The following is a 16,296-nucleotide window of genomic DNA, read 5'->3' on the forward strand; positions in this document are numbered from 1 at the left end:
TATATGTTTAAACCAAATGCTGCTTGCCTCTTTACTATACATGTCTTTAACCATACATATGTTATGAACATATTAAGATCTAGTTAAAACATCGTCATTTTTGATAACTTTATTACTATATTTTCACTATATAAACATAATATTATGACTAACTTATTATATTTAAATCAATTCATCCTTGAACATTGTCATGTCTTGCGTTATACTTTGTCTATGTTAACATATTAACTTTGATAAGGATGATATTCATGTTACCAAGTGAAAGACAAAAAAAAATTTTAGATCTGTTAGCAACAAAAGATGTTGTTACCATTCCCGAATTTATTACCGAATTTAACATCTCCATCGAAACTGTACGAAGAGACTTAGGTATTTTAGAAAAGCAAGGTAGCATTCAAAAAGTATATGGTGGGGCGAAACTCAAAAATTCTATCTTTTCTGAGCCGACTATGGAAAGCAGAATGATTCATAATTTATTGCAAAAGGAATCGATTGGAAAGAAATGCTGTGAATTTATTAATGATGGAGACTGTATCTTTATCGATAGCGGTTCCACGACATATCATATTGCCAAATACCTTATGGATAAAAAAAATCTCACCATCATTACCAACTCCATTCCTGTGGTGAATGAGTTAATGGATACTGATTTTGAGATTATTATAATCGGAGGAAAAATAAGACATAATGAACGTTCTGTTGTTACCTATGATTACATCTTCAACTTTTCACAACTAAACATTCAAAAAAGTTTTATTTGTGCCGGAGGTATCACCGCAGAAAATGGAGTTTCCGATTTCAATATGCAAGAAGCAGTTACCAGAAAAATAATTATCGAACGATCAAAAGAATTATTTGTGGCAGCAGACAGCAGCAAATTTGATAGAGATGTCACCATAAGCATAGCGCCACTGCATAAAATCAACTATATTATTACCGACTCATACTTAAGTAAAAATGTGGCAAGCACTTTTAAGAAAACAGCAACTATACTGGTCTTGGCAGAAAATTAACTCTTTGCACCAAAAAGGCTCAACAAGCGGATGTTGAGCCTTTAAATATATACAAGCCACTTGTGCATATTTTTTTCATTTCTTAATCTAAAGCCTGCACACAGCGCTGAAACTCCTCATATCCTTTTCCAGATAGTATTTCGTACAGTTTCAGTACCGTAACTTGTGAAAAAACATAATTACGCAGTGCATTAAATTTCCAGGTATTTAGCTCACTTTCTTCCATCCCGTACACCTCACGGGCATATCGCTGCATGGCGGCAATCACCTCGGTAGCAGCCTGCATACTTACTACCCAATTTTGATCCCCTTGGTATACAATAAACCATTCAACGGGAGGCAATAATCTGAGCAGTCCTTTTTTACCGACTCCGTAAGCTGCCGGCTCCTTGCCCGCGATGTGACAGGCTATCGCCAACCAGAGCGCTATTTGTTTAACAGAAGGAGCCGTACCAGGAGGAAGATGGGCGCAAGCTTGAGCAATCACGATCTCCGGCTCAAAGCCGCGAAACATCGCTTCCGCCAAGCCAAAAATATGATGCATTGCGGTTCCCGCCAATACTGGCTGCGGTGTGCAGCTTCCGTCAGGGCACCATTGCAGAATCCATGGCTTTTGAAAATCATGCAGAATTTGTCCCGCAACCACAAGGTCTCGGTCAGGCAGGCAGTGATATATCTTTTTATAACCATCGCAGAAGCTCAATGATATGCTAAGATTCAAAGCGGTGTGTACAGCCAATCCTCCAGGATAAGCATGGTGCCTGAAATAGCTGCTGCCGGGCGCACACCAAAAGGGCTGAGGTGCTATTTGAGGATTTTCGCATGGCGGAAATAGCAACGCTGTGCTTACCTCTTCTTCTATCAGTTTTTTATTTATCAACATCATACGTATGCTAGCTTTGTCCCTCTCATCCAGTGCACTGAGAAAGCTGGGCGCTGGGTTATGCAAAACCGCTAAAACACGTTGACGCAAATACTCCTTTTCAATCTTCTCAGCTGTCTCCAGCAGATAATGATAACTGTCCTGGACAATCGCTGATGCTTTTGCCATATCCAGTGGCAGCATAGCTTGGCACTTTGCCAGTGACAAAGTCATAAGCACTCTCCTCACATTTATATTTCATCTTCTTTTATACTCCAGGCATCTTTCACCTGTACAAATATGCTGTCACCCACTCTTTTGGAGATGGAGATCTGAGTGGATACCTGCAAAGGTATGCCCTGCCATTCTAATAAATAATCCGTATAGGCTCCCATAAACCGACTGCCTGTAATGCGCGCATTGGACACATCTTCTCGTTCTTGTAGTTCCACCCATGAGGGACGAATGAATACCCTAACCCTTTCCCCGCAGTCTAAAGAGGATTGTATGCGTGTCAAAATGAATGTATGATCACCAATTCTTATACGGCTGTACCCATTTCCTTGATTTTCAACTACACTGCCACTTAATTCATTGACTTCGCCAAAAAAATTCGCTACAAAGGGATTATTGGGAGAATGGAAGATGTCATATGGTGTTCCTGCCTGCTGGATTTTTCCCTCATGCAGCACAATAAGACGGTCAGCCAGTTTTACTGCCTCATCTTGGTCATGGGTAACATAAAGAACTGTCGGCTGCCATTCCCTGTGCATAATCAACAATTCATCCTGAATCTTTTTACGCAAAGCTACATCCAGGCTGGATAACGGTTCGTCCATTAGCAATAAAGCAGGCTGTCCGACCAGAGCCCGGGCCAGCGCCACCCGCTGCCGTTGTCCTCCCGACAGTTCTGCTGGATGTCGATGCTGATATTCCCTCAACCCGAATTTCATAATTACTTCATCCACTCGCTGCTCTCTTTGTACGGCAGTAAACCGCCTTTGCTCCAGCGGGAAGGCAATATTGGCTTTGACCGTCATATGGGGCCATAAGGCATAGGATTGAAAAACGAAACCCACATCTCTTTTTTCGGGAGGTATACACACTCCGCCAGCAGTTGCCGCCACTCTTTTTCCAATGATGATTTCTCCTTGCTGCAATTGGGTAAAACCGGCAATCAGTCTTAGCAATGTACTTTTTCCGCAACCGCTTGGTCCAATTATCACAACAAACTCACCTGGTCTGACAGTAAGGTCAAAGTCCTGCAAAACCCAATGTGACGAGTTGCCGTAATGTACTGCCAGATTTCGTATCTCTAATGCTTGTTGCCGCTCTCGCAAATCTGCATTCACGCCTTTTTCTCCTTTTCTTCCGAATTTTTTTCGTCAAGCAAATATTTGCAGACGCCTGCCGATAACCCCAGTGTCAGCAACGTCAACAACGTACCTAATGCCGCACTTTCCAGAGCACGTCCTGCTGCTTCCATGCTGAAAACAATAACCCCCAATGTAGGAAACTGAGAGCCAGCTAATAACGAAGAAAGGGTCAACTCGGTAAAAGCTAACAAAAAAATAAGAGCTCCACCGCCAAATGCCTCTTCACGAAAAATTGGCAACGTAATCCGACGGGTTACCGTCATGGGCCCAGCCCCTGCAACATGCCCCGCCTCTTCCAATGCCAAAGAAAACCGTGCCCATGCCGTGGTCCAGGTCCGGATGCCGAAAGTATAAAATCGGGGTATATAGGCCAAGAGCAAAATTACCATACCGCCATACAGGCTAAAGGAGGTGCCGGGAATAGGATGAATCCAAGTCAGCAGTACGGCTAACCCTACTACCATTCCCGGCAGACAGTAAGGTATAGCGGCAATACCATCCAAAAAAGTCACCAGGCGTGATGGGGCAAGTACGATCCTTCGTGCCAAGGACCAGGCAAGCAATAAAACTGCAGCCGTAGATATTAGGGCTAACAACAGACTGTTTTTCAGACCTGCAGCCACCACTGGTGTATCCGTCCACAAGGAAATGTAATGAGCAAAGGTAAGATTGCTTAAGGTCAAGGAAACGCCATAGGCAGGTGCCAGAGACAATAACAGCATTGCCAGACAAGGTCCTACAACGGTTATCCCCTGCCATATGCTTACGAACAAAACCAATAACCATTTCCAAATGCCCATAGGGTATATTCTTTTTTCTCGGCTCCCTTCTTCCCGGGAATATTTGGGTCCATGAAAAATCTTGCCCTGAAAATATACAGGTATCATGGATAGCAGCCCTGTTACTACTGCCAGAGCCGCCGCCTGTTCAAACTGACCGCCTCCCAGACCAACGACTTTTTGATAAATCAGCGTACTAAGAACTGTAATACCAGAAGGTATACCGATAAAAGCAGGAATACCGAAATTATCCAGGGCACTTGCAAAACATAATAAGGCAGCATTGGCCAAAGCCGGCACCGTTAATGGTAAGACTACAGAGGTGAACACTTTAACGGGTCGGGCACCTGCAATGCGAGCAGCATCTTCCAATTGTGCCGGAATTGCAGTAAGAGCAGATCGTACCAGCAAATAAGCAATCGGCATATGAGAAATAGCCATTACAATGACAATTTCATTAATGCCCGCTAAATCCCACATTGTCAGATCAAACAAATTCTGTAACCAGTCGTTTACCAAACCGACAGGACCCGCCCAGTGCTGCCAGGCAATGGAAATTACATAAGAGGGCAAAAGCACTGGAAGGATAAAAACAAGACGCCAGCCCTGGCGTCCCGGTATATCTGTTTTTTCCGTAAGTATGGCAGCCACGACGCCCATAAATAAGGAAGCGAGTGTGGAAACAACTGCGATATACAAGGTATTTTTGATTACAGTCGGCAATTGTGGATCTTGGAGCAACTGACCATACGCAGCTAATGAGATTTCTTGCTGCACAGTAGATACTCCCAAGGAAACAGCCACCAAATTCCACAGGGGATAGATGATTAAAAGGATCGGTAATATGGGCAGCCACCATGATTTGATGCGTTTCATAATCACCCACCGGATAATACAGTAAAGTCTTTTTTGTCAGCATCCCGTTGTTCAATCAGTTTCTTAATTGGTGCAGTCAAGATCTTTAAGGCAGCGGCCTGTCTGCCTTCTGGCCCATTCACATCCTTGTTAACTGGCAGATAGCCTTGCTGCACCGCTAATTGCTGCCCTTCGGCAGAAAGCACAAAATCAACAAAAGCTTTAGCGGCAGCTGCATTTTGCGTGGTTTTCGCAATACCGACAGGCTCCGTAATAACGGCAGAACCAGTCTTAGGATAAACAAAGGCAACTGGTGAGCCCTGTTTGGCAGCATTAAAGGCCATAAAATCTACCACCATGCCAAAACTTTTTTCCCCGCTGGCTACACGTTTAATGACATCGCCATTACCTTTTACCACCATCACCTGATTATCTTTTAGCTTTTCATAATAACTCCATCCCAGTGCAGATTGATTTCTAAATATACCCAGATTATAAGCTGCTGCTCCCGAATACAAAGGACTGGGCATGACTGTTTGCCCTTTGCTTCCAGATTCAGACAGGGTATTCCAGTCAACCTTGTCTAAGTCCTTCACTTTATTGGTATTTACCACAATTCCAATGGGAATCATTTTGGTTGGAGAATACATCTTATCACTATCCAGCAGATCTCGATTCACGCCCTTAAGCTCGCTTGATTGATAAGACAGCAGCAAATTTTGCGCTTTGAGTGCCTCAAACGTAGGAGCATCAGCCAAAAACAATACATCCGCTCCTAACTTTCCAGCCTTCATTTCCGTGTTAATTCGTGCAATTACCTCTTCCGTGCCAGATCGAAACACTTCTACCTGAACTTGAGGATATTTTTTCGTAAACCCAGTCACTAATTTACTAATATCACTATCCGGTTGTGATGTATAAACTTGTAACTTGCCGCTTATTTCTCCGCTTTTTCCGGTAGTAGCCTCAGGCTGCTGCACTCCCGTTCCACACCCAGCCAACAGAATTGTCATCATAAAAAATAACCATAGCAGTAGGGACTGTATCTTTCCATGTTTAATCATAAAAAATGCCTCCTTGGGGTTGTTATTTAGTTCAGTATAAAACAACCTGTCTGGCAGCTTGTTAAGGGAATGTTAATATCTGTTTAATTCTATTTGAATGTTATCTCGTATCCTAAAAACGCTTGCCTTGTTAGAGAAACTTTCCACACTCCTTGCTGGATAAATGTAAAACCCCGTTCAGTTTATTGACTGAGCGGGGTTTTACATGAAGAGAATCTCTGCAGTTTTAGTCATTCAGTTTCTCACTTAGACGATATAAATATAATAAAAATCCGACAGTCAAAACAAGATGTAATAAATTCGATAACCAGGACTCCATAACAAACATAACATCGTCTCCTTTATGGAAAATTCAACTATTTCCTATTATTACTATTATCGTAATAAATAGACGATCTTCACACATGCAAAATGTCATAGTTTCCTAGGTATTTTGTCCTTTTTTTATAAAGCAAGATCGTCTTACCCCGCAAGGTCAGACGACCTTATTTTTTTATGGCCTAATCCAGATCATCACCAACGATCTCTAGTATTTTAGTATTATTATCTGAATCCATACCACAAATAACATACTTATCTTTATATTTGTTACTATCTTCATTTGCTAAAACGACAGTTTTCTCAGTGTCATCCATAAAAACAATATTGATTATTATTGTATTACCTTCCTCTGCAACATTCGTGACTTTCCCTGTACTGACCATTCCTACACCTCCTTTGGGTTATAATATTTCCATAAAATACTCTCAATTCGATCTGTAAATGCCTTATAACGAATATAAAGGATTTTCCTCAATTAGGATGAATTATATACAAAAATGATACTAAATAGAAGAAGGTGTCAGAATATGCATACACCACAACAAGTCAGACAACCACTACAGGCGCTCACTCCAGCCATTGAACCCAAATGGAGTATCTGGTGGAAACTACTTCGTCCGCACACCTTAACAGCTTCCTTTGTTCCAGTAGCTATTGGCACCATTTTAGCCCTGCCTTCCCATCAAATTCGTCTGGACTTACTCTTTATTATGCTCTTAGCAAGCATTCTCATTCAAGTTGCAACGAATATATTTAATGAATATTACGATTACAAACGTGGTTTGGATCACGAACATTCTTTGGGAATCGGTGGTGCTATTGTTAGATATGGCGCTGATCCTCGTCAAATTTTCGCCGCTGCACAATGCACTGTGGCTACTGCAATCTTATTGGGACTCTATCTTTGCAACGAAAGTAGTTGGTGGCTGCTGCCCATTGGTCTTTGTTGTGCTGCTGTAGGCTATCTCTATTCTGGCGGTCCCTTTCCCCTTTCAGCAACACCTTTTGGCGAGTTGGTTTCAGGTACTTGTATGGGACTCGTCATTATTGTAATTTCCTTTTATCTTCAAACTGGTACTATCACCACCATAGCCGTCATGGGCTCTATATCTACTTCAACATTAATCGGAGCTATTTTAATGTCTAATAATCTGCGTGATTTAGAAGACGACAAAAGACATGGTCGACAAACTCTGGCGATTCTTTTAAAGCGAACCAAAGCAACCTACTGTTTAATCGGAATGTTTATCTTTTCTTATTTATGGATCTTTTTTTTAGTGACAATTGACATACTGCCCCTTTGGTCGCTTTTATGTTTCATCAGTATACCCAGGGCCATCAAAGCTGCACGAATTTTTCTTAAGAATACAACTCCAGAATCTCTAGCACCAGCCATGGTAGCCACAGCACAAACCAATACTCTTTTTGGCTTTGCCTTGGTTCTAGGGCTGCTCATTCAATATTGGTCTGCCCACTATAATATGAACTTACATCTACTGCCCTAAAGGGATAAAAACTTTGCGTCCATGAATTGATAAACGAGAAACTCCTGCAAACTCAAGTTAAAGTTTTTGCAGGAGTTTCTCGTTTATCATTATTTAATTTTTACAAAGTACTGTCAAAGCAATGATTTGATCGATGCTGATCCAAACGATCTGTCCTGGAGTAAATGGAAAAGACGAGCATGTCAAAGACAAAATCACAAATTCTTGCATTGTTTTTGCTTCATGCTCATAATCATTTTTATGTTCTCCACAGCCCTTTTGATAGTGGGATTTATGTTCCTCCCAATCATTCTGTTTATCATCATGTTTATTTTCATGACAACAGCAGTCTCCCACCTCTTTTTTACTATCATCTTGCAACTCACTTAAGCCATCCACGGAAATCAGTACATGTTTGGAACTCCTTTTTAACCTGAGCTCAGATTCTTCAAGAACAACCCCAGTAAATATTCCTTGCCCGCTTACTCGCCTGCAATGTTTGGTGTCCGCAACGGCAGTTGTAAGGATTGTCACTGTCGAACCAAAATCAAGCTTTAATCCACTAGGATGCTGCTTTATAGACAAAACGTTCAACTCCTACTCATAAAATTTTTGTTTACTTTATTCTATTCAAAGAAAACATGAACGTGATTACCAAGAATCTTTTCGTGAAAAAATCAGCACCACTGCCGATCCCGCAGCATAGGTCCTTCTTAAAAGTAAAAAATAATGCCGCCATTGCCTAGATATTAAGTAACTATTACATAACCACTTTCATATTATGAAGTAGGCAGTAAGTCAAACTGTAAAAAGGAGAGATATTAATATGGGATTTCCAAAAGACTTCGATTTCGCCAGTTGCCTTCATGTAACTTTGGTTCTCAAGGATTTTCAGGTACTGACTGGACGGTTTAAAGGCCTGATAGGTGATCGGGCAGAACACGATTGCTGCGACAAAGACCACGAAAATGAACACGAACACAAACACGAAGATGAAAAATGTAAAAAAGACGATAAATGCTGTAAATCACCAAAATTGGACATTGATGTTAAAGTAGATGACGATTGTGAATTTATTCTGTTGGAGTTGACAAGACCGGCCGCAGCTATAAATCTCAGTTCATTTACCTGCACCATGGACGACAACTACATTAGAGAAATCGATTTTGTTGTATCGGGCACAACATTCCCTGTAGGCACGTGCGTTGCTATCAATGTCTGTAATATTCTTTATGCCGGTCCGTGTGCCGTTTTCTGTGATATACCTTTCCACATTGGTAGAGCCCCTAATGGCAGCGGTCTAACTATATCACTGAAAGAGTAGCTCTATGCTTAAAAACTAAAATTTTTACGTTTGACAAAGTCTCTAATAGATATAACTCGGATAAGACATGAAGAAAGGCACTAGCATGTAGTGCCTTTCTTCCATTTGCAATGCGAAATCAAAAATATCAAAATTCCTGAAAGGTTATATCATTCAAAAGCGATTATCTAAAATAAACTTATTGATTGCATTCGCTACACCCTCATTGTCATTGGAATCGGTTATGTAATCCGCCTTTTCTTTTACGATCTCCAAAGCATTTCCCATAGCAATACCCATGCCGGCAAATTCAATCATCGATATATCGTTTGCACTATCACCTATGGTAATGATCTCTTCTCGCTTTAAATTATAAAATTCCGCAAGCATTGCTACCGCTTTGCCTTTAGAAACTCCTTTGCGGGTAATTTCGATATTATATCTTGAAGAATCGACGATTTCTAATTGTGGCACATTCATTAATTCATTCCTTAAGGCAGAAACTAACGCCGGATTTCTATAAATAACCTCACTTTTTACAATATTATCTTGCTCTTTATGTAACACCTTTTGCCACTGGTTCCAGGAAAATACATATTGCATATCCAGTTTGTTGCTTCGCGTACCCCATATTTGAGTTCCTAAATAGAAAAGCCTAAACATAATATTACCGTAATAAAACTTATGGGGTGTGCAAAAGTAAGGCTTTATTTGGTGTTTACGAAAAATCTTCAGTAGTTCTAATGATACCTCTGAACCAAGGACATCCTTGTAAATTACTGTATCGTTATTTTTTTCTTTTATAAATGCTCCATTTGCCGCTATTACTGGAGACTGAACACCAAGAAGATTGGAGTAATATTCTGCATCCGTAAACATTCTTCCAGTACTGATGACGATATGAACACCCATCTCATGTGCCTTCACTAGGATGTCTTTTGTTCTTTTCGTGATGATATGTTTTTTGTTAAGAAGTGTTCCATCAATATCAATACAGACTAATTTATATGCCATATCAACACCCCTGCTCCTCTTATGTCTTTCAATATTACATGTATCTATAGTATATACAAAAAGCATCCGCATTACGATTTCATTCTCTCTTTGTCCTAATAATCTATGATATAATGGGTTCTAATCATCTATAATACTTGAGCTTGGGAGGACATCTTATGATAGAAATAACAATTCGAAACGTTCGACCGGAGGATTTGGAGCGTGTAGCTGAAATAGAAACGATTTGCTTTTCTGCAGCGGAAGCAGCAACGCGTGAGTCATTAAAGGCAAGGATTGCGGCTTTTCCTGAATGCTTTTTTATAGCTGAAAAAGAGGGGGTTTTAATCGGCTTTGTGAACGGATGCATCACCAATAGTCCTGTAATCTATGATGAACTATTTTATAGTACACAGCACCATATACCAAATGGTCAAAACCTAGCTGTTTTTGGCTTGGATGTAATTCCAGAGTACCGTTGCAAGGGAATTGCGGCTCAATTAATGAATCATTTGATCCAGATCGCTAAGAATACGGGGCGAAAAAGCATTATTCTGACTTGTAAAGATCCATTAGTCCACTATTATGAATCATTGGGCTACGTGAACAACGGACTTTCTAAATCAACTCACGGTGGCTCCCAATGGTTTGATATGACGCTTACACTGGTGAGGATTTGACTGATATATGAATTTAACAATAAGAAGCAATGAGGAATCCCCATTGCTTCTTATTGTCTTTCTATGATAGATAATATGTAACTCTTCTGTTAAAATTGAACGGTTTTAGAATCACCCTTCATAGTGTTAAATGTCGCTTCAGCCTCTTCAATATAAAATAATTCAAAGATCGTATCATCAACACTATACATTTGACTAAGAAAGGGTGCAGAATCGAAAGCTGCTTGCTTGGATTGCTTGTTCGTATTAAAGACAGCTTTCCCCTTCAGACGCAGCCATTCACCGGTTTTAGACGTTGTAGATACTTCAAAATGCGGATTCGCTTTAAGCTGCTTGTACACATCTTTTTTGTTGTTGGTACCGAAATGCAGCTTACCTTCATAATTCATAACAAACCCGAAGGGCCGTACTTTGGGTATATTCCCATCAACAGTAGCAAGATAAAACGTTGGGTTATCTTTCAGAAATTTTAGAACTTCATCCATCACAATTACTCCTTTTCATTTTGATATATTACTACTAATTATTATACTACTAAAAATTGGTATATAGCTATTTTAAAAAAAATACTAACATATTCTTAATTAGTCTCTCCATCGTATGTGTCCATATGCATTATGTTAATTTAGAACAATGAAACCTGTCCGTTTTTCAAAGAGGTTACTACGCGATCCCTTATTTTATAATCTGTATAGGGTTGATCAAGCAGCAGAGGCGAATGACGGTCATGCTGCCGCATATTCTGGTAGATCTTATTTTCATTCGATGCAGCATAACAATAAACACAGCCATGAGAGCAACAATCGTAGGCACCGATATCGATACTTTCGATACAGCCGCAATGCGGTCTTTGATTCAAATCTCTTTTCCCATTGATGGAATACCCGATGATATTTTCAATTGTTGTTTGATTGATACAGGAAGAATGTATAATACCATAATTACTAAAATCTATTTTTTCCGAACAGGTTTCTAAAGAAAGTTTATGGCCTTTTGCAATTTCAGAGAAGGCATAAGCGATCTTATTCCGATTCTCAAAATCGACTTCCTGATCAATGATACCTTTTGTGCGCTTCCTTATTTTAGCATATAATTCTACAAAGCTGAAAATACACTTTGTTGTGTAGTCCTTAAGGGAACTGCACATGTTGTAAAATTGTTCAAGATGATATTCCACTGAAAAGCTGTTACTTATAATAACAGGATCATAACGCCAGATTACCCTTTGCCTGCCAATTTTTTCACTCAATGCCTTAAATCCTTCCATAATTTTAGTTTTATCCGCCAAGTTCTGCTCTATCCTATGATCATAAGGAGTGATCGTAAATTGAAAATAATAGGAATAACCCATCCCATTGATGACATCCAGCTTATTTAACATCGGCTGGGCATTTTTTGTCCAAAAAACAATGCAATCCACAACATCGGCAGTTAGAGGGACTTTACTAACCTGCTTAGGATTCATTGGGTTCACCGTATATACAAAGCCTTCTTTTAAGCGATTCACAATCCAATCGGAATAGAATGCTGGAATATCGGTGCGTCTGCTGGCACTTATAATCATTTTCTCTCACCACCACCAATAGCAAAATTTCGTGTACAATCTTTCTATAATTATAGTTTAGCAACTTTCTCAAATATGTCTTGCGGTATTTCATCAATCAATTTTTCTTTACCTATAGTATTTACCAAAAATTAAGATTAACCTGCAGTATAAAACAATCGAACCACAAATTCGCAAAGGAAACAAAGGTTCATAATCACTTATTTTTTTCACTTACAAAATTTATAAATTAGCATATTAAAAACCATCTAAACCTTTAATTCAGATGGTCTTTAAAAGTAACTGAGCATGATCAATCACTTATTTTAAATGTTTATGTTTTTAAATGCTTCTGCTTGTTGTTTTATACCCACTTCTGTGGCAAATCGTTCAATGCTGGATGCGCCAAAGAATCCTGCTACCCCTTTCGTTCTGGAAATTACATATTGAGCATCTTCTGGTTCAGCAATTGGACCACCATGACAAATGACTAAAATATCAGGATTTACAGATTTTCCTGCATCACATATGGCTTGCACTTTCTTTACACAATCATCCAAGGTTAAGGCTGTTTTTGCTCCAATCGTTCCCTTGGTTGTTAGTCCCATATGAGCAACTAGAATATCGGCTCCAGCCTTTGCCATTTTGACGGCTTGCTCTTCATCAAAAACATAAGGTGTTGTAAGCATGTCAAGCTCGTGAGCCTTCCTAATCATATCTACTTCTAAGTCATATCCCATACCAGTTTCCTCAAGATTTGCTCTGAAAACGCCATCAATTAATCCCACTGTCGGGAAATTCTGAACTCCGACAAATCCTGAATTCTTTAGTTGTTTTAAGAACACATCCATTAAACGAAAAGGATCGGTTCCACATACTCCTGCAAGCACAGGAGTATGCTTAACTACAGGCAATACTTCTGCTCCCATATCCACAACAATTTGATTGGCATCCCCATAAGAAAGCAATCCGGCCAAAGAACCACGACCAGCCATTCTGTATCGTCCGGAATTATAAATGATAATTAGATCAACTCCGCCTGCTTCACCGCTTTTTGCAGATATGCCAGTTCCTGCTCCTGCTCCTAAAATAATTTTCCCCTTTGCTACCTCAGCTTTAAGTTTTGCTAATACTTCACTACGAGTTAATGCCATTTTCTTTTCCCCCTTGTTATTTTCGGTTATTGTTTATCCGATGACCAAGTCGCTCTAAGACTCCCCTCTCTCCAAGGGGGAGTTAAGAGCGACTAGGTCCCTGGATAAGTGCGACTAAAGATTCAGGTGGAGTTAAAACTCCATCTGAATCAAGTCTTCTTTATCCGATGACCAAGTCGCTCTAAGACTCCCATCTTCTCCAAGCGGGAATAAGAGCGACTAGGTCCCTGAATAAGTGCGACTAAAGATTCAGGTGGAGTTAGAACTCCATCTGAATCAAGTCTTCTTTATAAGCTCAACTAACTTCTTTGCTGCTGCAATGGCAAATTTCTGATCATTAATATCAGAGTCTATTTCGATTAGCTCCACCACATCTCTATCGATCTTTTCTCGTAATGTGGAAAAGAGCATTTGATCTTCTTCGGGACCGTAAAAAGGCTGATCCTTGACATCAATCATGGAAACACCTTTAAGGGGCAGCATGAGTACGGTAGGCGATTTTGCCTGATTGAGCTTCTCCGCTAAGATTAGTCCTAATTGCCGATTTTCCTCTATCGTCGTTCGCATTAATGTTACTGTCGGATTATGTTTGTAAAAGTTTCTTCCCTGAAATTCTTTAGGAACGGATTCGAAAGGACCGAAATTAACCATATCTAATGCCCCTGTTGAAACAACTTGAGGAATTTGACAGCGCCCTGCAGCCTCAAGTCGATGTGGACCTGCATTTAAAACGCCTCCAACTAATTCATCACACCACTCCGTCGTTGTAAGATCCAGCACTCCATCAAAAAAACCAGATTCTATAAGATTTTCCATAGTTTTTCCGCCAATACCTGTTGCATGGAAGATAATGACCTCAAAGCCCTCTTTTTCTAAGTATTCCCTAGCATAATTTATACATGGTGTCGTCACGCCAAACATAGTGGCAGCGATTAGTGGCTTTTTTTCAATCTCTTTACTTCCCTCAAAGGTAAGCATACCTGCTATAGCAAATGCTGCATTCGTAAAAATCTTCACTGAAATGGAGTTAATTCCGGCTATATCTACGATAGAAGGATACATGATTACATCACTTGTTCCAACATATTGTGAAGTATTGCCGGAAGCTACAGTAGATACCATGATTTTGGGTATGCCGATAGGTAATGCACGCATTGCCGGAGTGACAATTGCCGTACCGCTGGTTCCTCCAAAAGAAAGAATACCATCAAATTTGCCCTCAGCGTATAATTGAGGGACTAGTTTTTCCATACCTTTAGCAAGTATTTCTGTTGCTAAAGCCCGATCCTTCTTTGCTGCAATTTCGTGAATTTCTGCCCCAGCAGCTTTCGCTACTTCTTCATTGGAAACATCCGGAGTAAACAAGGGTTCAAAAACCCCGCTATGAATGGTAAAAGTCTTTAAGCCTAATCCTTGGATAATGTCTCTCACATAAGCAAACTCTGTTCCTTTAGAATCAAAAGTACCTACGATGGCAACTGTTTTCATGTGATAACCTCCATTCCAGCATTAAAAAAAGAAAAATATTCAATATAAACAGTATTTCTTTTTCTCAATAAGAGAATACTGTTTATTTCGAATATTGTAAATGTATCTAAATATGGTGTTTATGTCCTTTTGTATCATTTTTATATTCACTCGGAGAATAGCTTGTTTCTTTTTTAAAGGCTTTGCTAAAATGAGCATAGTCGCTATAACCGCAAGCGAAGGCAACTTCCGATAGGGGGATTCTTTTGTTTGTAATAATTTCTATCGCCTTGTTAATTCTGTATCGGGTTACATATTCAGAAAAGGTACACCCTACTTCTTTTTTAAATAAAGCACTTAAATAGGTTCGAGATAAATGAGCTTCGATTGCCAAATCACTAAAGGATATTTTGTTCATATAATTTTGAGAAATATATTCTTTAACAAAGGTAATATAATCATGATACTCTGTCATTTCCGCCAGTATCTTAGCAAGGACATCATCTTGGAGACCAGCTATTTTGAATTCACGAGTTATTTTTGTTATGGCGACTTCAGAAGGAATACGCTCAAAAGCAGATCCTCCCAGATACCCCATTACATTCGTATTGTCATACATATATTTCAGATCCAAAGGAGAATTTATCGGTCCGCCATAGATCATTTTGATAACTCCAGGTCGGATTTCATCGCATACGCCAAAGATACTCTTTGCCACTTTGGCAGCTGCGTCAAGAGAAAGGACTTTTTTAGCACCAAGGATTCCTCCTTTGGTGATCCCCAGATGAGCACAAATAACATCCGCACCTGCAGCAAGCATGTCCTTTGCCTGTATTTCATCAAATACGAAGGCAATCGAAAATATATCTTTTTTATTCGCGATTTGAATTGCTTCTACTTCCTTGCTATAGGATAGCCCTTGTTCTTCTATAGCCTCTCTAAACTGACCATCAATCATTCCAACAGATGGATAATTATTAATCCCTGAAAAACCTTTTTCATGTATATCTTCAATATAGTTTTCTAAATTGATAGTAGGATCAGTAGCACAAAGACCAAAGAAAACTGGGATATTTTTTATCGCTGGGATAATCTCTCTGGAGCCAAATTCCATGACAAGCTGATTGCAATTCGCAAAGGGCAGCAGACCTGCAATAGAGCCCAGTCCCATCTGCCTGAATCTTCCAGAATTCAATGCTAACAGGAGATCGGCCCCCCCTTTCGCAGCGTACTTGGCGGAAAGCCCTGCACCGGTAGCAACACCGATAACATGCCCTTTCTCTTTAATTTGGGCTTTCAATCTATCTACTATTTGTTTTCGTTCAAAAGCCATCCTAGGCACATCCTCTTGACCAAAATAAGACCTATTTTATATTTTTTCTTAAGGCACGATTTTAAATAC

General features: G+C 39.8%; 16 protein-coding genes. 4 read left to right on the forward strand and 12 right to left on the reverse strand.

Going from position 1 to position 16,296, the window contains the following annotated elements:
* Positions 1 to 248 precede the first annotated feature (248 nt).
* Positions 249 to 1,013 carry a DeoR/GlpR family DNA-binding transcription regulator gene (locus JBW_RS15815; RefSeq protein ID WP_007958203.1) on the forward strand — a complete coding sequence of 255 codons (765 nt, stop codon included), beginning with the start codon at positions 249 to 251 and terminating at the stop codon, positions 1,011 to 1,013.
* Between the two features lie 82 nt (positions 1,014 to 1,095).
* Here JBW_RS15815 and JBW_RS25790 read toward each other — a convergent pair whose 3' ends face one another.
* From JBW_RS25790 to JBW_RS15840, 5 genes are all read right to left on the reverse strand, one after another.
* Positions 1,096 to 2,109 (reverse strand): hypothetical protein, encoded by a 1,014-nt coding sequence (locus JBW_RS25790; RefSeq protein ID WP_007958204.1) that lies wholly within the window; start codon positions 2,107 to 2,109, stop codon positions 1,096 to 1,098.
* A 17-nt stretch (positions 2,110 to 2,126) separates the two neighbouring features.
* Positions 2,127 to 3,227: an ABC transporter ATP-binding protein gene (locus JBW_RS15825; protein WP_007958205.1), complete on the reverse strand. Its 1,101-nt coding sequence runs from the start codon at positions 3,225 to 3,227 to the stop codon at positions 2,127 to 2,129.
* Entirely contained in the window at positions 3,224 to 4,906 is a 1,683-nt protein-coding gene (locus JBW_RS15830) for an ABC transporter permease (protein WP_007958206.1), read from the reverse strand. The genes JBW_RS15825 and JBW_RS15830 overlap by 4 nt, the downstream gene beginning before the upstream one ends.
* Before the next feature lie 2 nt (positions 4,907 to 4,908).
* Positions 4,909 to 5,949: an ABC transporter substrate-binding protein gene (locus JBW_RS15835; protein WP_007958207.1), complete on the reverse strand. Its 1,041-nt coding sequence runs from the start codon at positions 5,947 to 5,949 to the stop codon at positions 4,909 to 4,911.
* Between the two features lie 500 nt (positions 5,950 to 6,449).
* Positions 6,450 to 6,653 carry a hypothetical protein gene (locus JBW_RS15840; RefSeq protein WP_007958210.1) on the reverse strand — a complete coding sequence of 68 codons (204 nt, stop codon included), beginning with the start codon at positions 6,651 to 6,653 and terminating at the stop codon, positions 6,450 to 6,452.
* A gap of 144 nt (positions 6,654 to 6,797) precedes the next feature.
* Between JBW_RS15840 and JBW_RS15845 the strand changes: the two genes are divergently transcribed.
* A complete protein-coding gene (locus JBW_RS15845; RefSeq protein WP_007958212.1) occupies positions 6,798 to 7,775 on the forward strand; it encodes a 1,4-dihydroxy-2-naphthoate polyprenyltransferase in 978 nt (325 codons plus the stop codon).
* Positions 7,776 to 7,868: 93 nt separating this feature from the next.
* On the opposite strand, the gene JBW_RS15850 is transcribed toward JBW_RS15845, so the two are convergent.
* On the reverse strand, positions 7,869 to 8,339 hold the full coding sequence (locus JBW_RS15850; protein ID WP_007958214.1) for a hypothetical protein: 471 nt from the start codon (positions 8,337 to 8,339) through the stop codon (positions 7,869 to 7,871).
* 241 nt (positions 8,340 to 8,580) lie between these two features.
* On the opposite strand from JBW_RS15850, the gene JBW_RS15855 reads away from it, so the two are divergent.
* Complete coding sequence (locus tag JBW_RS15855; RefSeq protein ID WP_007958216.1) at positions 8,581 to 9,078, forward strand: hypothetical protein; 498 nt, start codon at positions 8,581 to 8,583, stop codon at positions 9,076 to 9,078.
* Positions 9,079 to 9,231: 153 nt separating this feature from the next.
* Here JBW_RS15855 and JBW_RS15860 read toward each other — a convergent pair whose 3' ends face one another.
* Positions 9,232 to 10,071, reverse strand: coding sequence for a Cof-type HAD-IIB family hydrolase (locus JBW_RS15860; protein ID WP_007958218.1), 840 nt, complete (start codon positions 10,069 to 10,071; stop codon positions 9,232 to 9,234).
* 158 nt (positions 10,072 to 10,229) lie between these two features.
* Between JBW_RS15860 and JBW_RS15865 the strand changes: the two genes are divergently transcribed.
* The gene (locus JBW_RS15865; protein ID WP_007958219.1) at positions 10,230 to 10,730 is read left to right on the forward strand and encodes a GNAT family N-acetyltransferase; all 501 of its coding nucleotides are present in this window, start codon (positions 10,230 to 10,232) and stop codon (positions 10,728 to 10,730) included.
* A gap of 89 nt (positions 10,731 to 10,819) precedes the next feature.
* Here the strand turns inward: JBW_RS15865 and JBW_RS15870 are convergent, their stop codons facing one another.
* The 5 genes from JBW_RS15870 to JBW_RS15890 all read right to left on the reverse strand — a co-directional run bounded on the left by JBW_RS15870 (position 10,820) and on the right by JBW_RS15890 (position 16,227).
* Positions 10,820 to 11,215, reverse strand: coding sequence for a pyridoxamine 5'-phosphate oxidase family protein (locus JBW_RS15870; protein WP_007958220.1), 396 nt, complete (start codon positions 11,213 to 11,215; stop codon positions 10,820 to 10,822).
* Positions 11,216 to 11,355: 140 nt separating this feature from the next.
* Positions 11,356 to 12,294: a DUF1848 domain-containing protein gene (locus tag JBW_RS15875; RefSeq protein ID WP_007958221.1), complete on the reverse strand. Its 939-nt coding sequence runs from the start codon at positions 12,292 to 12,294 to the stop codon at positions 11,356 to 11,358.
* 305 nt (positions 12,295 to 12,599) lie between these two features.
* A complete protein-coding gene (locus JBW_RS15880; RefSeq protein WP_007958222.1) occupies positions 12,600 to 13,427 on the reverse strand; it encodes a phosphoenolpyruvate hydrolase family protein in 828 nt (275 codons plus the stop codon).
* Positions 13,428 to 13,703: 276 nt separating this feature from the next.
* On the reverse strand, positions 13,704 to 14,915 hold the full coding sequence (locus JBW_RS15885; protein ID WP_007958223.1) for a Tm-1-like ATP-binding domain-containing protein: 1,212 nt from the start codon (positions 14,913 to 14,915) through the stop codon (positions 13,704 to 13,706).
* 106 nt (positions 14,916 to 15,021) lie between these two features.
* On the reverse strand, positions 15,022 to 16,227 hold the full coding sequence (locus JBW_RS15890) for a phosphoenolpyruvate hydrolase family protein (protein WP_007958224.1): 1,206 nt from the start codon (positions 16,225 to 16,227) through the stop codon (positions 15,022 to 15,024).
* Positions 16,228 to 16,296: the final 69 nt, after the last annotated feature.

The organism is Pelosinus fermentans JBW45, assembly GCF_000271665.2.
Classification (GTDB): Bacteria; Bacillota; Negativicutes; order DSM-13327; family DSM-13327; genus Pelosinus; species Pelosinus baikalensis.